The sequence below is a fragment of the Nonomuraea montanisoli genome (assembly GCF_013363975.1).
GTDB classification, from domain to species: domain Bacteria; phylum Actinomycetota; class Actinomycetes; order Streptosporangiales; family Streptosporangiaceae; genus Nonomuraea; species Nonomuraea montanisoli.
Genome location: NZ_JABWGN010000012.1, coordinates 288,811 through 306,917, shown reverse-complemented (window position 1 = coordinate 306,917; position 18,107 = coordinate 288,811). Strand labels below are relative to the sequence as shown.

Genomic DNA, 18,107 nt, shown 5'->3' with positions numbered 1-18,107 from the left:
AGCGGCTGCGGGCCGGCGTGGTGTGGGCCAACACGTTCAACAAGTTCGACCCGGCCTCGCCGTTCGGCGGTTACAAGGAGTCCGGCTACGGCCGCGAAGGCGGCCTTCACGGGCTGGAGGCATACCTCGATGTCTGATCGACGCGTGACCGTGCGCAAGACGTACAAGCTGTTCATCGGTGGAGCGTTCCCGCGCTCGGAGAGCGGGAGGTCCTACCTCGTGACGAGGACGGAGCACGCCGCCAGGGCCTCGCGCAAGGACGCCCGCGACGCCGTGGTCGCCGCGCGCAAGGCGTTCCCCGGCTGGTCCGGCGCCACCGCCTACAACCGGGGCCAGATCCTCTACCGCGTCGCCGAGATGCTGGAGGGCCGCCGCGCCCAGTTCGCCGACGAGCTCGGCGGCCCGCGCAAGCAGGCGCTGGAGCAGGTGGACGCCGCCGTGGACCGGCTCGTCTGGTACGCCGGCTGGTCCGACAAGATCGCCGCCGTGCGCGGCACGGCCAACCCGGTCGCGGGACCGTACCTCAACCTGTCGTCGCCCGAGCCGAGCGGCGTGGTCGCGGTCGTCGCGCCCGCCGAGCCCCTCCTCGGCCTCGTCTCGGCCGTCGCGCCCGTGATCGTCACCGGCAACACCTGTGTCGTGGTCGCCTCGGAACGGGCGCCGCTGCCCGCGATCACCTTCGCCGAGGTGCTGGCCACCTCCGACCTGCCGGGCGGCGTCGTCAACATCCTCACCGGCCACCAGGCCGAGCTGGCGCCCTGGCTGGCCGCGCACATGGACGTCAACGGGCTCGACCTCACCGGCGTGACGGCCCCCGAGCTGGCCCTGGCCTGCGAGCAGGCGGCGGCCGAGAACTTCAAGCGCGTGCTCACCGCGGCGGAGGACCGGGGGACGAGACGCATGACCGCGTTCATGGAGACCAAGACGGTCTGGCACCCCGCCGGGATCTGATCGACCCCGCACCCGCAAGGACACGGCGCATGGGCCGTGGCCTCGGGCCACCCATCCCCAAAACTGGAGGAACCCCCATGGAACCCACCGGTGTTCTCGTCGTCGGGAGCATCACCGCGGACGTCACGGCGTTCAGCCGGCGGCTGCCGCGGCGCGGTGAGACCGTGCTCGGCGACGACTTCACCCTCGTCCTCGGCGGCAAGGGTGCGAACCAGGCCGTGGCCGCGGCCCATTCCGGCGCCCCGACCTGGATGGCCGCCTGCGTGGGCCAGGACCCGTTCCGCGACATCGTGCTGTCCGGCCTGGAGGCCCACGGCGTCATGCTCACCGAGGTCCGCACGGTCGAGGGCCGCACGGGCGTCGCCCACATCCGCGTGGACGCCTCCGGCGAGAACGACATCGTCATCACGCCGCTCGCCAACGCCTCCCTCGACGAGGCGATGGTCACGCAGAGCATCCAGCGCGTCCGCGACCGGGTCGGCGTCCTGCTGCTCCAGCTGGAGATCCGCACGGAGGTCGCCTGCCACGCGGCGCGGGAGGGCGCGGCGGCCGGGCTGACCGTGGTCCTCGACCCGGCGCCCGCCCAGGAGCTGCCGGACGACGTGTGGCCGCACCTCGACATCGTCACCCCCAACGAGAGCGAGGCCACCGTGCTGACCGGCGTCCAGGTCACCGACCTGGAGTCGGCGGAGCGGGCGGCGGCCTGGTTCCTGGAGCGCGGCGTGCGCCACGCGATCATCACGCTGGGCTCGGGCGGCGCCCTGTCGGTGACCGGGGAGCGCACCCGCCACTTCCCCGCGTACGCCGTGACGCCCGTGGACACCACGGCGGCCGGCGACGCGTTCACCGGCTTCTTCGGCGGCGCCCTCGCCGCCGGGGCCGACGTGGACACCGCCATCCAGTACGGCATGGCGGCCGGCGCCCTGGCCACCACCAAGGCCGGAGCGAGCCCCTCGCTCCCCGGCCGGGACGAGGTCGAGCCGCTGGTCACCACCTCCATGGAAGGAGCAGCCCGATGAGGCGCAACCAGGGAACCCTCAACGCCCAGCTCGCCCGCGTCATCTCCGAGCTCGGCCACACCGACACGATCGTCGTCACCGACGCGGGCCTGCCCGTCCCGCGGGAGGTGGAGCGCGTGGACCTCGCCGTCCGGGAGAACCTGCCGCGCTTCCTCGATCTGCTCGACGCGGTGCTCGACGAGGTGGCCGTGGAGGGCGTGCTGCTGTCCGAGGAGATCAAGCAGCACAGCCCCGACATGCTGGCGGCCATCGAGGAGCGGTTCGACCGGCTCGGCCTGGCGCTGGAGTTCGTGCCGCACACCGCGTTCAAGCAGGCCACCACCGGCGCCAGGGCGGCCGTCCGCTCCGGCGAGTTCACCCCGTACGCCAACGTCCTGCTCACCGCGGGCGTCGTGTACTGATCGGGAGCCTGGCATGCATCTCCAGCTTGCCGATGTGCGCAAGTCCTTCGGCGACAACAGCGTCCTGCGGGGCGTCAGCTTCGACGTCGGTCCCGGCGAGGTCGTCGCGCTCGTGGGGGAGAACGGGGCGGGCAAGTCCACGCTCACCCGGGTGATCTCCGGCGCGCACCAGCCCGACTCCGGGCGGCTGCTCATCGACGGGACCCCGACGGTCCTCAAGGACCCGCAGGCCGCGATGGCCCAGGGCATCGAGGTCATCTACCAGGAGTTCCAGCAGAACCTGTTCCCGCACCTCAGCGTGGCCGAGAACATGTACGTGCTGGACCGCGAGCGCGTCTTCGGCCGCCTGTTCGTCTCCAAGCAGCGCATGGCCGCCGAGGCCGGGCGGGCGCTGCGCCGCCTCGGCATGGAGATCGACGTGCATCGCCAGGTCGGCGAGCTGAGCGTGGCCGAGCGGCAGATGCTCGAGATCGCCAAGGCCATGACCCACGAGCTGCGGCTGATCATCCTCGACGAGCCCACCGCGGCGCTCGACGAGCAGGAGTCCGAGCAGCTCTTCGCCCAGGTGAACCGGCTGCGCGAGGCCGGCGTGTCGGTGATCTACATCAGCCACCGGCTGGACGAGGTCTTCGCCCTGTCGGACCGCGTCGTCGTGCTGCGCGACGGCCGGGTCACGCTCGACGCCCCCACCGGGCAGCTCACCCCGGCCCAGGTCGTCACCGCGATGGTCGGCGACGCCGTGGACGACTTCTACCCCAAGGAGCGCAACGCGGGGGACGAGGTCGTGCTGGAGGTGCGCGGCGGGAACGGCGCCCGCTTCCACGACATCGACCTCCAGGTCAGGGCCGGCGAGGTGGTCGGCATCGGCGGCGTGGTCGGCTGCGGGCGCAGCGACCTGCTGCGCGCGCTGTTCGGCCTGCAGCCGCTGACCGGGTCCGTGCTCGTGGGCGGCTCCGCCGTACGCGTCGCGAGCGTCGAGGACGCGATCGGCAGCCGCATCGCCTACCTGTCGCCCGACCGGCAGGCGGAGGGCCTGTGCATGGGCCAGTCGGTGGAGGCGAACGTGTCGCTGGCCTCGCTGCGCGCGTTCAGCTCCGGCGGCGGCCCCTTGATCGGCGTCGTCCGGCGCGCGAAGGAGCGGGCGGCCACCGGCGCGGTCATCTCCGACCTGCGGGTGCGCGCCGCCTCCCCGTCGATCGCGGTCAGCTCGCTGTCCGGCGGCAACCAGCAGAAGGCCCTGTTCGCCAAGTGGGTGATGACCCGGCCGCGGGTGCTGCTCATGGACGAGCCGACCCGCGGCGTGGACGTCGGCGCCAAGACCGAGATCTACCGGATCATCAACCAGCTCACCGCCGACGGCGTCGCCGTCCTGCTCGTGAGCTCCGACCTGCCGGAACTCGTCGCCATGTCCGACCGCGTGGTCGTGATGCGCGAAGGACGGTTCGTCGCCGAGCTGACCGGCGACGGCCTCGACGAGCAGTCCATCCTCAAGCACGCACTGGTAGGTGCCGCATGACCTCGAAACTCAAGACCGTCGCGGGCCGGCTGCGCGCGGTGTGGATGCTCCTCCTCGTCGGGGTCGTCCTCTCGGTGACCTCGCCGGTCTTCCTCACCCCGACGAACCTGCTCAACGTCGCGCTCGCGACCTCCGTGGCCGCGCTGCTCGCCGCCGGGCAGACGTACGTGATCATCCTCGCCGAGATCGACCTGTCCGTGGGCTCGGCGCTCGGCTTCTCCGCCGTCGTCACCGCCCTGACGCTCGGCACGTACGGGCTGGTCCCCGCGCTGGCGGCGGGCCTGGCGACCGGCGCCGCCATCGGGCTGATCAACGGCCTGCTCGTGACCAGGACCAGGATGCCGTCCTTCATCGCGACGCTGGCCACGATGTCGGTGTTCGCCGGACTCACCCTGCACATCACCTCGGGCAACCCGATCCCGGTGACGGACTACGACTTCCAGGGGATCGGGCAGGCGAGGTTCGCGGGCGTGCCCGTACCGGTGTGGATCATGCTGGTGGCGTTCGGCGTCTTCGGGTTCGTCCTGGCCCGCACCCGCTTCGGCCGCTACGTCTACGCCACCGGCGACAACGTCGAGGCCGCGCGGCTGTCCGGCATCCGGGTCCACCGCGTCAAGGTGCTCGCCTTCGTCATCAGCGGCGTGCTGGCGTCCCTGGCCGGGTTCGTCATCACCGCCCGGCTGTCCACGGCCCAGCCGACCGCCGGGGCCGGCCTCGAACTGGACGCGATCGCGGCCGTCATCATCGGCGGCACCAGCCTGGCCGGTGGCCGCGGCACCCTGCTCGGCACCCTCGTCGGGGCGCTCGTCCTCGGCGTCATCGACAACGGGATGAACCTGCTCGACGTCTCCCCGTTCCTGCAGGACGTGGTGAAGGGCCTGGTCATCCTGCTGGCCGTCTTCCTCGACCGCAACGTGGACGTCCTGCGCCGGCTCGTGCCGCGCAGGGCCGCCCAGCCCCCCGCACGCACCCCCGAACTCGCCCAGCACATCTAGGCCCAGCACATCCAGAAGGAACAGACATGCGCACTCCCCGCAAGTTCGTCGCCGTCGCGCTCCTGGCCGCCGTCTCCCTGACCGCCTGCAGCAGGGGCGGCGAGGAGACGACCACGGGCGCCCCGCAGGCGTCCGGCAAGAAGGACGCCACGATCATCATGAGCACGCTCGGCAACCCGTTCTTCATCAGCGTGAAGGACGGCGCCGAGGCGCAGGCCGCCAAGAGCGGCATCACCCTGAACGTGCAGAACGCCGACAACTCCGACGCCACCTTCCTCAACCAGGCGACGACCGCCATCTCCAAGCAGACCGGCATCCTCATCCTCGACCCGGTGGGCAGCCAGTCCGCCAGCAGCTCCGTCACCCAGGCGAACGCGGCGAGCATCCCCGTGATGGCGTTCGACCGCAAGCCGTCCGGCGGCAAGCTGGCCACGTTCGTCGGCTACGACGCCGTCCAGGCGGGCAAGAACGCGGCCGACGCGCTGGCCGAGGCCGTCGGCGGCAAGGGCAAGGTCGTCGAGATCCAGGGCATCCTCGGCACCAACGTCGCCCAGGACCGCAGCAAGGGCTTCCAGCAGCAGATCGCCACGCACAAGGACATCAAGGTCGTCGCCACGCAGGCGGCCGACTTCGACCGGGCCAAGGCCCTGAACGTCATGACGAACGTGCTGCAGGCCAACCCCGACATCGACGGCGTGTACGCGGCCAACGACGAGATGGCCATGGGCGTCCTGTCCGCGCTCAAGGCCCGCAACCTGGTGGGCAAGGTCAAGGTCGTCGGCAACGACGGCATCGCCGACGCGCTGGCCGCCGTCGCGGCGGGGGAGATGTACGCCACCAACGCCGAGTCGCCGTTCGCGCTCGGGCAGAAGGTGCTCTCGCTGGCCGGCGACGTCCTGGGCGGCAAGCAGGTGCAGCCCGACGAGACGCTGCAGGGCAAGCTGGTCACGAAGGACAACGTGAAGGAGTACGCGGACTACCTCGTCGGCCTCGGCGACAAGTCCGGCGTCCCGGACAGCCTCAAGTAGGAGGCGGGCTTTCTTCGGCGCCCGGCCGGAGCACCGTGACGGTGCCCCGGCCGGGCGCCGTCGTTCACCGGAGCGTCAGCACCTTGCGCAGCAGCTCGCCGAACTCGGCGGGGTGGGTGCTGAGGCCCGTGTGCCCGCCGGGGAACTCGACGAACTCCGTGCCGAACCGTTCGGCCAGGAACGCCGCGGGGCGGTAGGGCAGCTCGCCGCGCGAGTCCGCTCCGCCGGCGAGCACGAGCCGGTCCGACAGGGCCTCCAGCCGGTCGAGGTCCGGGGTGTAGGCCATGAAGCTCGGCACGATGCGCCCCAGGAAGTACGGCATGTTGGCCATCGTCCGCTCGACGCGCGCCCTCGCCTCCGGCGGCAGCGCGGCGAGCGCCGCCCGGGGGTCGGCGGGCGGGGCGGCGGGCGGGTCGGCGGCCTCGGCGCCGGGCCGCCTGAGGCCGGCCGCGAACACGGCCGCCGCGGGCATCAGCCCCTCCCGGCGGAAGGTGTCCTGGACGCGGGCGAGCATCGCGCGGTGCTCGGCGGCGTCCGGCAGCACCTCCACCAGCGGCGGCTCGTGCGCCACGACGCGTTCGATCCGCTCGGGGTGGGCGGTGAGCAGGTGCAGCGCGGCGATGGCCCCCGAACTGCAGGCGGCCACGCGGGCGGGCGCGTCCGCAGACAGCAGCTCCAGCAGCCGGAACGCGTCGTCGGCGTGCTGCTCGACCCGCTGCGGGGCCTCCGGGTCGTCCAGGTGGCTGCCGGACATGCCGCGCGGGTCGTAGGAGGCGACCGTCCAGTCGGCGGCCAGGGCGTCGGCGACGCCGTCGAAGGCGGCCGCGCCGCCCGTGCCGCCGGGGATCAGCAGCAGCAGCGGGCCGCTTCCACGGACCTCGTAGTGCAGGGTGGCGCCGTCCACGCGCAGGCTGCCGATGGTCGGGCTGGTCATGCCGGGTCTCCTTCGCGATGCGCGTGCCAGTTCTCCAGGAGGGCGTGCAGGGCGTCGAGGCAGCGGACCCAGGAGTCCTCGACCGGGCGCGCGTGCGCGAACCCGCCCGCGGCCTCCAGGTTGATGAAGCCGTGGAGCATGCTGCGCATCATCCGGACCGCGTCGGTGAGGTCGGGCTCGTCCAGGTGATAGGCGCGCAGCATGCTGTAGGTCAGCTCGATCGCGCGGCGCGGCCCGGGCGCCCGCGCCAGCAGCTCGGGGTCGATCTGCATGGGGATCTGCGTCGCCGTGTAGCGGCCCGGGTGCGCGTGGGCGTAGTCCCGGTAGGCGTTCGCGTACGCCACCAGCGCGTCCTTGCCGGCGCGCCCGGCGGTGGCCTCCGCGATGCGGATGGTCTTCTCGTCCGCGGCCAGCAGGGCGATCCGCCCGCGCAGGTCCTCGAGGTTGCGGACGTGCACGTACAGGCTGGCGTCCTTCACCCCGAGCCGGCGGGCCACCGCCGACATGGTCACGTGGTCGAGCCCGACCTCGTCCGCCAGCTCGGCGCCGGTGAGCGTCACCCGGTCCGCCGTCAACCCGGCCCGTGCCATGCGCGCCTCTTTCCTAGAGACATTAGGAAGTAACTAACGAGGCTAGGTTATATCTTGGGCGGTAAGGATTGGCAAGCCCGTACCGGGCCGGGGCGATCAGGTGGTCCGGTCCTCGCCCGTGGCGGCGCGCAGGCTGCCGGCCAGGTCGGTGAGCGCGGCGAGCAGCCGGTCGACCGGGGTGGCGGTGAGGTGCGCGACGGTCTCGTCGGCCAGCTCGCACCACAGCTTCTTGAGCGGCGCGATGACCTCACGGCCGGCGTCGGTCAGGGTCACCACGACGGCGCGCGCGTCCTGCTCGGACGGACGCCGGCCCACCAGGCCGGCCGCCTCCAGCTTGCGCACCATGAGGGTGATGCTCGGCGGCTCGCATCCCGCCCCGGTGGACAGCTGCTTCTGGGTCTGCGGGCCGTTCGCGTCCAGCAGCAGCAGGACCGCCTCATGTCCGGGATGCAGGCCCAGCTCGGCCAGCTTGACCGCCGCGCGCGCACGGTGGCGGATGGTGATCGTCCTGATCGCGCCGTTCAGGGCGTCGGCCTGCTCGAAGTCCACGTTGCTCTCCCGGGGTGCCCGCACGTCCGTCATCCGCACAACGCTTACGCGGATAACTCATTCCACGGGGAGACACTATGCGAGGTCAGGCGACCTTCGGTGTGGCCCGCATCCCGACGTACACGCAAGGAGTGCCGTTCGACAGGGTGGCGAAGACGACCGGCATGTAGTCCTCGCTGAAGGAGGCGCCGGCGCCGGAGGCGGCGAAGACGGCCGGCGTCACCGGGACGAGCTCCATGTCGAGGGGCGGCGACATGTCCTTCATGCCGTCCACGAACTCGTACCGCATGCGGGGGCCGCCGTCGTCGCCGCGGCTGACGGTGATGACGACGCCCTCGCGCCGGTAGGTGCCCAGGAGCGGGGCGAGGTCGACGGCGGGCGGCTGCGCGGGCGGCCCGAAGGGGGCGGGCATGGTGACGCCGGCGAGATCGGCGAGGAGGTCGCGGAACAGGTCGGCGTAGAGCAGGCGGGCGCTGCCGCCGTTGGTCATCAGGACCAGGGCCAGGCCGGCGTGCGGCACGACCCGCAGGTAGGCGTACTGGCCGATGGCGGCGCCGTCGTGACCGTAGCCGGGGACGCCGTCCCAGTCGTACAGGGTCCAGCCCAGGCCCCAGCCGTCGGCGGAGACCGTCCACTTGTCGGGGACGTCGGTCTCGCGGCGCTGCATCGCGGCGACCGCCTGCGCTGACAGCACGCGGGTGCCGTCGGGGGCGAGGCCGCCGGCCAGGTGCAGGCCGGCGAAGCGGGCCATGTCGCCCGCCGAGACGATGACCCGCCCGTACGGTCCCGCCGAGCGCGGCATCAGGTCCCAGGCCGGGGCCGGGTCGGGGTCGCCGCCCTCCTCGCCCAGGTGGCTCATCGCCACCCGGAAGCGCAGCGCCTCCTCCGGCAGCGTCATCGAGCGCTCCAGGCCGAGCGGGGTGAACAGCAGGTCCTTGAGCGCCTGGTCCCAGGTCCGGCCGGTGAGGACCTCGACGAGACGGCCCAGCACGACGTAGCCGAGCCCGCCGTAGGAGATGGCGGTGCCGGGCGGGCAGTCGAGCGGCACGTCCCGGGCGGCCTCGACGTATCGCGCCAGGCAGTCGTCGCCGCGGCCGCTGTCGTGGTTGAAGTCGTTGGTGACGCCGCCGGTGTGGGACAGGAGCTGCCGGACGGTGATCGTCCTGGTGGCCTCCGGGTCGGGGGTGGCGAACTCCGGCAGCACGTCGGCGACCGGCGTGTCCAGGGTGAGCCGCCCCTCGTCGACCAGCCGCATGACGAGCGTGGCCGTGTAGACCTTGGCGATCGAGCCGGACAGGAACACCGAGTCCGTCGTCGCCTCCACGCCGGTGCCGCGATGCAGCACGCCGCTGGCCAGCTCGTGCACCTGCCCGTCGACCAGCACGGCCAGCGTGGCGCCGGGGACGTGGTGGGTGGCGCGCAGCTCGTCCAGGCGTGCCTGCCAGCGGTCGCGCTCGAAGCGGCGGCCCGCCGAGTCGCGCATCCCCCACTCGTCCCGCGCGGTCCACTCGCCGTCGGAGTTCCAGTTCAGGGTCGCGGGCATGATGCTCTCCTCAGATATCGCCGGGGACGCCGTGCGCGTCTTGCGAACAGTGTACGCACATGCGTGGCCACGCGTCGAAGGCGCCCTCCTCGCTGGGGAGCGAGCCGCCCACGCCGCCCTCGCCGCCCGGCGAGCCGGTTCGGGCGGAGTTGCCGCCGCCTGCCGTTCGGATGCGGGCGGCCCATTGGTCGATCAGGACTGAGGGGGCGGGACCCTCGGGTCGGGCAGCAGGTCGGCCAGCGCGGTGCGCACGGCGACTCGGCTCACCCCGTGCTCACGCGCGTGCCCCGCGATCGAGGCGCTGCGGTGCGGTGCACCAGGCCGTCCAGGATCAGGGTCAGGCCGGCCTCGAACGCCGACTCATGGTCGATCACCGGCATGTCCGCCGGTGGATCCGAGCCGTCGCCGGTGTCGGCGTCCGCCTGTTCCTCCAGGACGCTGCCGACAGTGAAACGGCCGGCGGCCAGCATCGCCATCTGGGCGTCCCGCTCGGGCACTCCGGAGGCGATCAGGAAGTCCAGCTTGCGGCGGATCCGGTCGAGATCGTTGGCAGGAGTGCTGCCTGCGTGGAGGCGGGCGCCGTCCCGGCGCATCAGCAGGGTGCGCCGGAAGCTTCGCGTGTTGTCCAGGAACCATTCGCGCCAGTCGTCGTCGGGCGTCGGCAGCGGGGCGGCCGCATGCGGTGCCATCGCCGCCTCCGCCATGGCGGCGAGGAGGTCCTTCTTGGTGTGGAAGTACCAGTAGAGCGAGGGCTGTTCGACGCCCAGCCGCTTGGCCAGCCGCCGCGTACTGACCGTGTCCAGCCCGACCTCGTCGAGCAGGTCGAGCGCTTCGGAGACGACGATCTCCCGGTTCACCTTGGTCACGTTGACAAATCTATCACTGATAGATGACTCTGAAGAGGAATCATTCACCGATAGATTTTTGGGGTGACGGCATGGCCGACAGATCGGGAGCGCGCCCCCTGCGGGTCCTTGTCGCCGGCGGCGGGATAGCGGGCCAGGCGCTGGCTTTCTGGCTCACGCGGGGCGGGCACAGGGTGACCGTCGTCGAACGCTTTCCGGTGCTGCGGGCCACCGGGGCGCAGGTCGACCTCCGGGGACAGGGCATCGAGGCCGTCGAGCGGATGGGACTTCTTGACGCCGTCCGCGGCAAGCTGGTGGACGAGGCGGGGGTCGCCTTCGTCGATGCGCGCGGCAGGGCCAAGGCGACGATCATGGCCAACACCTCCGGCCGGGGCCGGCAGAGCCTCACCTCCGAGTACGAGATCATGCGCGGCGACCTGGTGCGCATCCTGCACGACGCGTCGAAGGACGACACCGAGTACGTCTTCGGCGTGAGCGTGGACGGCTTCGAGCAGGACGAACAGAAGGTCGTCGCGCACTTCTCCGACGGGTCCTCCGGCGAGTTCGACCTCCTGGTCGGCGCGGACGGGCAGGGATCGCGCATCCGGCGGGCGATGCTCCCCGCGGGCTTCGACCCGTACTGGCGGCTCGGCATCCACATGGCCTACTGGTTCATTCCGCGCACGGCGTCCGACGGCAACATCCGGGACACCTACATGGTCCCGGGTGGCCGTCAGATCATGCGCCGCAGCCACAACCCGACCGAGACCCAGGTGTACTTCGTGATGAGGGAGGAGTCCGAGGAGGCCTCGGCGATCCACCGGAAACCCGTCGAGCGCCAGCGGGAGTTCTGGGCGAGCAGGTTCCGCGACGCGGGCTGGCAGACCGAGCGCTTCGTCGACGGCATGCGGACGAGCCCCTTCTTCTACTCCCAGGAGATCGTCCAGGTCCGCATCGACACCTGGTCCACGGGCCGCGTGGTCCTGGCCGGCGACGCCGCCCACTGTGCCTCCCCTTACAGCGGCATGGGCGTCTCCGGCGGCCTGGTGGGGGCCCACGTCCTGGCCGGCGAGATCAACCGGCACCCGGGCGACCTGCCGACCGCCCTGGCGAACTACGACAGCGCCCTGCGGCCCTTCATCGACGAGATCCAGGGCGAGGTGAACCCGCGTCTCCTGCGCCTGGGCATGCCGATGACCCAGCGTGCGATCGACGCCTTCCAGGCCGCCACCGCGCTGGCCTCCTTCCTGCGCGTTCCGGATCTCGCCGCGCGCTTCTCGAAGGAGGACCGGGGCGGCGGCTGGCAGCTCCCCGAGAACCCGGCGCCGATCAACGCCGTCTGAAAGCGGCCGGACATCGGGGTCACGCAGGTCGGGGATGTGGTTGTAGAGGGTGCCGGCGGAAACGCCGAGGAGTCTCACGAGGGACTCGATGCTGAACGGTCGACTGCCTTCCGCACCGCGGTCGCCTCCGCGCCCAGCCTCGACGTACAGGTGCCGCGCCCCGGCTGCGCCTCGGGAGCGCGAGGCCCTGCTGGCCTGGTTGGCGGAGTCCACGGAGCACCTGCTGGACGCATTGCGGAAGGCCGGCCCGGATCGCGGTTGCTGGACGGTGTCGACGAGTTCCTGTCCACCTGCGTCGCAACGACGAGTGCCTGGCCGCACAAGCCCGCTGCCGTCGACTTCCACGCCTCCGAGGGGCGTTCCTGGCGGCTCTCGCTCTCCGCCGACGGCGCACGGACCGCCCGCCTCCCCGGGGCCGGCACCATGCCGGCCACCGCTGCCGGCCAGGGCCCGAACGCGGCCGCCGCCTTCTTCTCCGCTCGGGGCACGGCCGGCGAGCTGGTCTTCATCCTGCACGACCGTATCCCGATCGACTCCCTGGAGCTCGACGGCGACCGACGTATCTTCGAGCAGCTCAGTGCCTGGGACCCGGCCGAGTAGGACGTGACGATGCCTCCCGCCAACGGCTGCAACCACGCCGTGGCGGCCTCCGGGCCGCGGGGGAGCAGACCGTCACGGCTGCGAAGCGGCGGACCAAGGCGGCGGCACACAAGCTGATCGGTGCGCCCGGTCGGCACCTGACGCCGTCCAGGACGTTGAGGTCACGCCGCTTGGCGATCACCTTCCGGTCCTCGTCATCGAGGAAGAAGAACCGCTCCAGCGCCGCTGACGCCGTCCGCGCGCCGGGGGAGTGGTTCGACGCGAGCGGACGTCCTGCGCCCGTCGATATCCTCCTCACCATGATCACGCGTCCCGAGCGCCTGGAGCGCGGGCATCCGTTCCGGCAGTGGAAGACGTGGCGGACGCCCGGCGCCCGCCTGACGCTCACCGGCTACTCGCGCGCCAACGACAAGACCTTCTTCCACGTCCCCGAGCTGAAGCTCGCCCTCGATGCCGGGCTGGCCGAGGGCCGCCAGGTCGACACGGTGCTGCTGACGCACACGCACCTCGACCACTCCAAGGACCTCGACTACCTGGCGACCAGGCCCACGGGGGTCGACATCTACGTGCCCGGCGAGGCGTTGCCGTACGTGCGCGAGTACCTGCGCGCCACGACCGAGCTGAACCAGGTGGCCGCCTACGACCCGGCCCTCGCGGCGGGGGCCCGGGTGCACGGGGTGCGGCCGGGGGAGGAGTTCCGCTTCGGCAGGAACGGCTCCCACACGGTGCGGGTGCTCGAGACCGTGCACAAGGTGCCCAGCGTGGGCTACGGCGTCGCCGAGAACCGGCGAGCCCTGCTGCCGGAGGTCGAGGAGCTCAGGGCGACGCTCGACGCCGCCGAGTTCGGCCGGCTCGTCGCCGACCGGCGCAGGCGGGGCGTCGAGGTCGACCGGCAGGTCCGGCGGCCGTTGTTCGCCTACCTGGGGGACACGCACGCCAGCGCGCTGGGGCGCGTCCCCGGGCTGTTCGACTATCCGGTGCTCGTCACCGAGTGCACGTATCTGGACGACGCCGAGCTCGACCGGGCGCGACGCGTGGGCCACACGGTGTGGAGTGAGCTCAGGCCGTTCGTCCTGGCCCATCCGGACACCCTGTTCGTGCTGACCCACTTCAGCCTGCGTCACTCGGACCGGGAGGTCCTCGCCTTCTTCGAACGGGAGAACCTGCCCAACGTGCTGGTGTGGGCGCATGCCGAGAGCTACCTGCCGGAGCAGCACCAAAGCTGAAGGCTTATGAATCTACAATGTAAAGGCGCTGGGCCGGAACGCAAACACGCGTTCCGGCCCAGACAACCCATCACCGACCGGAAACCGGCGCCGTCCTCTCGTAGCGGGTGAGGACGGCGGCGCCGATCTGCTCGGCCGACGTGCATTCCAGGTGGGCGGGTGCCGCGCCGGCGGGGAAGAGCCGCTCGCCGGTGCCGAGGATCGTGGGGAAGGTCAGCAGCCGGTACGCGTCGATCAGGTCCGCGGCCATCAGCGCGCGCACGACGCTCAGGCTGCCGGTGACGATCACGTCACGCCGCTCGCGCTTGACGACGTCGGTGAGGTCGCCGTCGATGACCTCGGAGTTCGCCCATGCCGAGGTGTCGGTCAGGGTGCGGGAGGCGACCAGCTTCGGCGCGGCGTGCCCATGGAGCCGTCCGGGTCGGACACGATCCCGTCCAGGGTGATGAAGGCGATGACGATGACGCTCACGATGGATGTCCTTTCGCTCGATGCTCACCCGTACGTACCGGCGGCATCGGCGGAACTCATCGCCCGGGGCCGAAGTCGCCGGCAGGAATTCGTTCGGGGAGGTCGAAGGCCCTGAAGACGGCTGGATCGGCGAAGACGACGTTGCGCGCGACCAGGCCGCCGGTGATCGTGAGCACCTGCAGGGTGTGCAGGCGGTGCCCGCCGCCGGGCTCGGGGGTGTAGGCGGCGAGTGCGGGCTGTCCGTTGGCGGTGAGGTGTTCGACGGCCCAGCCTGTGCCGCGCATGTCGAACACGCGGCGCATGAACAGGCCGTAGTGGTGGCTGCCTCGGTACCACAGGGGCACGGGCGGCATCTCGAGGATGGCGTCCTGGGTGAGGAGGCGTACGAGTGCGGGGACGTCGGCTGCTTCGAAGGCGCGGGCGTACCGCTCGATCGTCGCGCGGACCTTCGGGTCGTCCGGCTCGCTGATCTCGTCGATCCCGTGTGTGTTCGCGAGGGTGGCGCGGGCGCGTTGCAGGGCGCTGTTGACGGCCGGGACGGTGGTGTCGAGTTGGGCGGCGACTTCGGCGGCGGTGAAGTCGAGTACGTCGCGGAGCACGAGTACGGCTCGCTGTCGTGGTGGCAGGTTCTGCATCGCGGCGACGAGGGCGAGTCGCATGTCGGTTCGGGTTCCGGGGTCGAATCGCGTGTCGGGGAACGGTTGGAGCCAGGGGATGTCGAGGGCGGGGGTGAGGGGGGCTCCGGGGTCGTCGCTGGGTGTGCCCAGTCCGGAGGGCAGGGGGCGCCGTGTGCGTTTGTCGAGTGCGGTCAGGCAGGTGTTGGTGGCGATCCGGTACATCCAGGTTCGTAGGGAGGCGCGGGTGTGGTCGTACCGGTCGCGGGCTTTCCAGGCTCGCAGCATGGTCTCCTGGACCAGGTCTTCGGCCTCGTGGAAGGAGCCGACCATTCGGTAGCAGTACGCGACCAGTTCGTCGCGGTAGGGCTCGAAGTCCACGGACCCATCATGGGGCCTGGAACTGTGGGGGTCGCGTCGGGGGTGAGTGTGGTGATCGGGCGGGGGGTGCCGGGGCGGCGTCCGCTCTGATTGGTCAGGATCGGAGAAGCGCGGGTGGTGTGGCGCGGCTAGCCTGAGCGGCTCAGGGGCGCGTTGCCGTGACACGGATGGAGAACAGGGATGAGCATGGCCACGAGGACGGGTGCGGGGTCGGGGGATGGGTGGCCGGCGTCGTCGCACGTCGCTGACAGTCATGATGTGATCCGCGTGCACGGCGCGCGTGAGAACAATCTGAAGGACGTCAGTATCGAGATTCCGAAGCGGCGGTTGACGGTGTTCACCGGTGTTTCGGGGTCGGGTAAGAGTTCGCTGGTGTTCGACACGATCGCCGCGGAGTCGCAGCGGCTGATCAATGAGACGTACAGCGCGTTCGTGCAGGGGTTCATGCCGGTGTTGCCGCGGCCGGACGTGGACGTGCTGGAGGGGCTGACGACGGCGATCATCGTGGATCAGCAGCGGTTGGGGTCGGATCCGCGTTCGACGGTGGGCACGGTGACCGACGTCAACGCGATGTTGCGCATCCTGTTCAGCCGGTTGGGGCGGCCGCACATCGGTTCGCCGAACGCGTTCTCCTTCAATGTGCCGTCGGTGCGGGGCACGGGTGCGGCGACGGTCGAGCGTGGTGCGGGCAGGAGTGTGCGGCAGGAGTTCGTGCTGACGGGCGGTATGTGCGCGCGGTGCGAGGGGCGGGGGAGGGTCTCCGACATCGATCTGTCGCAGCTGTACGACGATTCCTTGTCGATCGCGGGTGGGGCGTTCACGATCCCGGGCTGGAAGTCGGACAGTTTCTGGACGGTGCGGGTCTACGCCGAGTCGGGTTTCCTGGATCCGGACAAGCCGATCCGTGAGTTCACCGAGCGGGAGATGCGGGACTTCCTGTATCGGGAGCCGACGAAGGTGAAGGTGGAGGGGGTCAATCTCACGTATGAGGGGTTGATTCCGAAGATCCAGAAGTCGTTCCTGTCGAAGGACCGGGAGGCGATGCAGCCGCACATCCGGGCGTTCGTGGACCGGGCGGTGACGTTCACCGCCTGCCCGGATTGTGGGGGGACGCGGCTGAGTGAGGCGGCGCGTTCGTCGCGGATCGGCGGGGTGAACATCGCTGATGCGTGCGCGATGCAGATCAGTGATCTGGCGGGGTGGGTGCGGGGGCTGGATGAGCCGGGGGTGGCGCCGTTGCTGGCGGCGTTGCTGCGGACGCTGGAGTCGTTCGTGGAGATCGGGCTGGGTTATCTGTCGCTGGAGCGGCCCTCGGGCACGTTGTCGGGTGGTGAGGCGCAGCGGGTGAAGATGATCCGTCATCTGGGTTCGTCGCTGACCGACACGACGTACGTGTTCGACGAGCCGACGGTGGGTCTGCATCCGCATGACATCCAGCGGATGAACGATCTGTTGTTGCGCTTGCGCGACAAGGGCAACACGGTGCTGGTGGTGGAGCACAAGCCGGAGACGATTGTGATCGCGGACCATGTCGTGGATCTCGGTCCGGGGGCCGGTGCGGCGGGTGGGGCGGTGTGCTTCGAGGGCAGTGTGGAGGGGTTGCGGGGCGGCGGCACGATCACGGGGCGTCATCTGGATGATCGGGCGGCGTTGAAGGAGGCGGTGCGCAGGCCGTCGGGGGTGCTGGAGATCCGGGGCGCGTCGGCGAACAATCTGCGCGAGGTGGACGTCGACATTCCGCTCGGGGTGCTCGTGGTGGTCACGGGTGTGGCGGGGTCGGGCAAGAGTTCGCTGGTGCGCGGGTCGATTCCGGCGGGGGCGGGGGTGGTGTCGGTGGATCAGGGGGCGATCCGTGGTTCGCGGCGCAGCAACCCGGCGACCTACACCGGGATGCTGGATCCGATCCGTAAGGCGTTCGCCAAGGCCAATGGTGTCAAGCCGGCGTTGTTCAGCGCCAATTCCGAGGGTGCCTGTCCGGGCTGCAACGGCGCGGGTGTGGTGTACACGGACCTGGCGATGATGGCGGGTGTGGCGACGACGTGCGTGGAGTGTGACGGCAAGCGGTTCCAGGCGTCGGTGCTGGAGCACCGTCTGGGTGGGCGTGACATCAGCGAGGTGCTGGCGATGCCGGTGGAGGAGGCTCGGGAGTTCTTCGGTTCGGGTGAGGCGCGTACGCCTGCCGCGCATGCGGTTCTGGGCCGGCTGGCCGATGTGGGGCTGGGGTATGTGAGTCTGGGGCAGCCGTTGACCACGTTGTCGGGTGGTGAGCGGCAGCGGCTGAAGCTGGCCACGCACATGGCCGACGAGGGCGGGATCTATGTGCTGGACGAGCCGACCACGGGTCTGCATCTGGCCGATGTCGAGCAGTTGCTCGGGCTGCTGGATCGGCTGGTGGACTCGGGTAAGTCGGTGATCGTGATCGAGCATCATCAGGCGGTGATGGCGCACGCCGACTGGATCGTGGATCTCGGGCCGGGCGCCGGTCACGACGGCGGGCGGGTGGTGTTCGAGGGCACTCCGGCGGATCTGGTCGCTTCTCGTTCGACGCTCACGGGTGAGCATCTGGCGGCGTACGTCGGAGGGTGAGGGTGCGGGGTGGTCCGCGCGCAGGTGGGGGCGGGTTCTGTCGGGGGGCGTTGCTAGGGTCGGTCCATGACTCCGGAAGAGCTCGCCAACCTCGCTCACCTGCGCCGGGCGCGGGATCTGATCGACCGTGAGTATGCCAAGCCGCTCGATGTGCCGACGATGGCGCGTCATGCGTTGATGTCGCCGGCGCATTTCGCGCGGCGCTTTCGCGCGGCTTATGGGGAGACGCCGTACAGCTATCTGATGACGCGGCGTATCGAGCGGGCGATGGCGTTGCTGCGTGGGGGGATGAGTGTGACGGACGCGTGCATGGCGGTCGGTTGTACGTCGCTGGGGTCGTTCAGTTCGCGTTTCACCGAGGTGGTGGGGGAGACGCCGAGTGCGTACCGTCGCCGGGAGCACAGTGCGGTGGCGGCGATGCCGGCGTGTGTGGCGAAGGTGCGGACGCGGCCGACACGCAGGTCGTCGAGCAGGATCGGAGAAGCGGGCGGGGCCGCGGCCGCCTAACGTGGGCG

At 70.9% G+C, this 18,107-nt stretch carries 19 protein-coding genes and 1 pseudogene; 13 read left to right on the top strand and 7 right to left on the bottom strand.

Features of this window, described 5'->3' with window-relative positions:
* The 7 genes from HTZ77_RS31180 to HTZ77_RS31150 all read left to right on the top strand — a co-directional run.
* The coding region (locus HTZ77_RS31180) for an aldehyde dehydrogenase family protein (protein WP_175593271.1) at positions 1-137 on the top strand (137 nt) is incomplete at its 5' end.
* On the top strand, positions 130-951 hold the full coding sequence (locus HTZ77_RS31175) for an aldehyde dehydrogenase family protein (protein ID WP_175593270.1): 822 nt from the start codon (positions 130-132) through the stop codon (positions 949-951). The genes HTZ77_RS31180 and HTZ77_RS31175, both read left to right, overlap by 8 nt.
* A gap of 77 nt (positions 952-1,028) precedes the next feature.
* The gene (locus tag HTZ77_RS31170; RefSeq protein ID WP_175593269.1) at positions 1,029-1,970 is read left to right on the top strand and encodes a ribokinase; all 942 of its coding nucleotides are present in this window, start codon (positions 1,029-1,031) and stop codon (positions 1,968-1,970) included.
* Positions 1,967-2,371 carry a D-ribose pyranase gene (gene rbsD, locus HTZ77_RS31165; RefSeq protein WP_175593268.1) on the top strand — a complete coding sequence of 135 codons (405 nt, stop codon included), beginning with the start codon at positions 1,967-1,969 and terminating at the stop codon, positions 2,369-2,371. Before HTZ77_RS31170 ends, rbsD begins: the two co-directional genes overlap by 4 nt.
* A 13-nt stretch (positions 2,372-2,384) precedes the next feature.
* Positions 2,385-3,887: a sugar ABC transporter ATP-binding protein gene (locus HTZ77_RS31160; protein ID WP_175593267.1), complete on the top strand. Its 1,503-nt coding sequence runs from the start codon at positions 2,385-2,387 to the stop codon at positions 3,885-3,887.
* Entirely contained in the window at positions 3,884-4,882 is a 999-nt protein-coding gene (locus HTZ77_RS31155; protein ID WP_175593266.1) for an ABC transporter permease, read from the top strand. The genes HTZ77_RS31160 and HTZ77_RS31155 overlap by 4 nt, the downstream gene beginning before the upstream one ends.
* Positions 4,883-4,908: 26 nt before the next feature.
* A complete protein-coding gene (locus HTZ77_RS31150) occupies positions 4,909-5,910 on the top strand; it encodes a substrate-binding domain-containing protein (protein ID WP_175593265.1) in 1,002 nt (333 codons plus the stop codon).
* A gap of 64 nt (positions 5,911-5,974) precedes the next feature.
* Here HTZ77_RS31150 and HTZ77_RS31145 read toward each other — a convergent pair whose 3' ends face one another.
* The 5 genes from HTZ77_RS31145 to HTZ77_RS31125 all read right to left on the bottom strand — a co-directional run bounded on the left by HTZ77_RS31145 (position 5,975) and on the right by HTZ77_RS31125 (position 10,392).
* Positions 5,975-6,844: an alpha/beta fold hydrolase gene (locus HTZ77_RS31145; protein ID WP_175593264.1), complete on the bottom strand. Its 870-nt coding sequence runs from the start codon at positions 6,842-6,844 to the stop codon at positions 5,975-5,977.
* Positions 6,841-7,434: a TetR/AcrR family transcriptional regulator gene (locus HTZ77_RS31140; RefSeq protein ID WP_175593263.1), complete on the bottom strand. Its 594-nt coding sequence runs from the start codon at positions 7,432-7,434 to the stop codon at positions 6,841-6,843. Before HTZ77_RS31140 ends, HTZ77_RS31145 begins: the two co-directional genes overlap by 4 nt.
* A gap of 96 nt (positions 7,435-7,530) precedes the next feature.
* Positions 7,531-8,016, bottom strand: a complete 486-nt coding sequence (locus HTZ77_RS31135) for a MarR family winged helix-turn-helix transcriptional regulator (protein ID WP_205303961.1) — start codon at positions 8,014-8,016, stop codon at positions 7,531-7,533.
* A gap of 52 nt (positions 8,017-8,068) precedes the next feature.
* Positions 8,069-9,526 carry a serine hydrolase domain-containing protein gene (locus tag HTZ77_RS31130; RefSeq protein ID WP_175593262.1) on the bottom strand — a complete coding sequence of 486 codons (1,458 nt, stop codon included), beginning with the start codon at positions 9,524-9,526 and terminating at the stop codon, positions 8,069-8,071.
* A 263-nt stretch (positions 9,527-9,789) separates the two neighbouring features.
* Complete coding sequence (locus HTZ77_RS31125) at positions 9,790-10,392, bottom strand: TetR/AcrR family transcriptional regulator C-terminal domain-containing protein (protein WP_175593261.1); 603 nt, start codon at positions 10,390-10,392, stop codon at positions 9,790-9,792.
* A gap of 71 nt (positions 10,393-10,463) precedes the next feature.
* Between HTZ77_RS31125 and HTZ77_RS31120 the strand changes: the two genes are divergently transcribed.
* The 4 genes and pseudogenes from HTZ77_RS31120 (at position 10,464) to HTZ77_RS31110 (ending at position 13,540) form a co-directional block, all read left to right on the top strand.
* Positions 10,464-11,714 (top strand): FAD-dependent monooxygenase, encoded by a 1,251-nt coding sequence (locus HTZ77_RS31120; protein ID WP_175593260.1) that lies wholly within the window; start codon positions 10,464-10,466, stop codon positions 11,712-11,714.
* Between the two features lie 88 nt (positions 11,715-11,802).
* Positions 11,803-11,955 (top strand): annotated as a pseudogene (locus HTZ77_RS48830) (hypothetical protein); the annotation flags it as partial.
* A 17-nt stretch (positions 11,956-11,972) separates the two neighbouring features.
* Complete coding sequence (locus HTZ77_RS45510) at positions 11,973-12,314, top strand: hypothetical protein (protein WP_205303960.1); 342 nt, start codon at positions 11,973-11,975, stop codon at positions 12,312-12,314.
* Positions 12,315-12,613: 299 nt separating this feature from the next.
* The gene (locus HTZ77_RS31110; RefSeq protein WP_175593259.1) at positions 12,614-13,540 is read left to right on the top strand and encodes an MBL fold metallo-hydrolase; all 927 of its coding nucleotides are present in this window, start codon (positions 12,614-12,616) and stop codon (positions 13,538-13,540) included.
* Between the two features lie 70 nt (positions 13,541-13,610).
* Here the strand turns inward: HTZ77_RS31110 and HTZ77_RS31105 are convergent, their stop codons facing one another.
* Together HTZ77_RS31105 and HTZ77_RS31100 are read right to left on the bottom strand one after the other, a co-directional pair.
* Positions 13,611-14,039 carry a dihydrofolate reductase family protein gene (locus tag HTZ77_RS31105; protein WP_205303959.1) on the bottom strand — a complete coding sequence of 143 codons (429 nt, stop codon included), beginning with the start codon at positions 14,037-14,039 and terminating at the stop codon, positions 13,611-13,613.
* A gap of 28 nt (positions 14,040-14,067) precedes the next feature.
* Complete coding sequence (locus HTZ77_RS31100; RefSeq protein WP_175593258.1) at positions 14,068-15,261, bottom strand: sigma-70 family RNA polymerase sigma factor; 1,194 nt, start codon at positions 15,259-15,261, stop codon at positions 14,068-14,070.
* On the opposite strand from HTZ77_RS31100, the gene HTZ77_RS31095 reads away from it, so the two are divergent.
* Positions 15,187-17,592, top strand: a complete 2,406-nt coding sequence (locus HTZ77_RS31095) for an ATP-binding cassette domain-containing protein (protein ID WP_175593257.1) — start codon at positions 15,187-15,189, stop codon at positions 17,590-17,592. The genes HTZ77_RS31100 and HTZ77_RS31095 overlap by 75 nt on opposite strands.
* Positions 17,593-17,658: 66 nt before the next feature.
* Positions 17,659-18,099 (top strand): helix-turn-helix transcriptional regulator, encoded by a 441-nt coding sequence (locus tag HTZ77_RS31090; protein WP_175593256.1) that lies wholly within the window; start codon positions 17,659-17,661, stop codon positions 18,097-18,099.
* Positions 18,100-18,107: the final 8 nt, after the last annotated feature.